Genomic DNA, 775 nt, shown 5'->3' with positions numbered 1-775 from the left:
ATCTCGACGATCTCCTTCGGCACGCCCTACGGCACCGTCGAGTACGAGGGCGCCACCATTCCGGTGCCCGTCGACGACCAGACGCTGCAGGAAATCACCAAGATCACCGACGGCCAGGCGTTTCACGCTGACAGCCTGGAGTCGCTCGAGGGCGTCTATTCCACGCTGCAGCGCCAGATCGGCTACGAGACCGTGAAGGGCGACGCCAGCCTCGCCTGGATGCTGCTGGGCGCGGTGCTGCTGGCCGGCGCCGTCCTGGCCGGTGAGTTCCTGAACCGCAGGCTGCCCGCCTGAGCGTTCAGGTCGGCAGGCGCCGGTTGATCAGCAGGGCCAGCGCCGCGGCGATCAGGGCGGCGACGACGCCCAGGCGCAGCCAGCCGGCGCTGCCGGGACCGGGCACCGTGCGATACCCGATGTCGTTCTCTATGGCGTTGTAGCTCTTGTTGAGCTCGCTGAGGTTCGTGGCGGTGTAGGACTGCCCGCCCGACAGCCGCGCGATCGTCTTCATCTGGTCCGTCGAGACGGGGACGGCGACCCGCTGCCCGTTCATCTCGATCTCGCCGCCCTTGGTGCCGAACGAGATCGTCGAGATGGGCACCTCCTGATCCTTGGCCAGCCGGGCAGCGGTGAACGCGCCCTGCGGCGCGTTGGGGTCGAGCGGCACGTTTTCGGCGCCGTCGGACTCCAGCACGATCCGCGCGGGCGGCGGCCCTTCCCCGCCTCCCATCACCGAGCCGACGGTCGCGATCGCCTGCAGGGCGGTGAAGATGCCCTC

At 69.3% G+C, this 775-nt stretch carries 2 pseudogenes; one reads left to right on the top strand and one right to left on the bottom strand.

Annotated elements, in window-relative coordinates:
• Positions 1-294: pseudogene (locus A5764_RS23555) on the top strand (hypothetical protein); the annotation flags it as partial.
• A gap of 4 nt (positions 295-298) precedes the next feature.
• Here the strand turns inward: A5764_RS23555 and A5764_RS28990 are convergent.
• Positions 299-775, bottom strand: a pseudogene (locus A5764_RS28990) (hypothetical protein); the annotation flags it as partial.

Source organism: Mycobacterium sp. 852002-51057_SCH5723018 (assembly GCF_001667035.1).
In the GTDB taxonomy this organism is placed as follows: domain Bacteria; phylum Actinomycetota; class Actinomycetes; order Mycobacteriales; family Mycobacteriaceae; genus Mycobacterium.
Note: the sequence above shows the minus strand (reverse complement) of the source record. Positions and strands in the feature narration are given on the sequence as shown.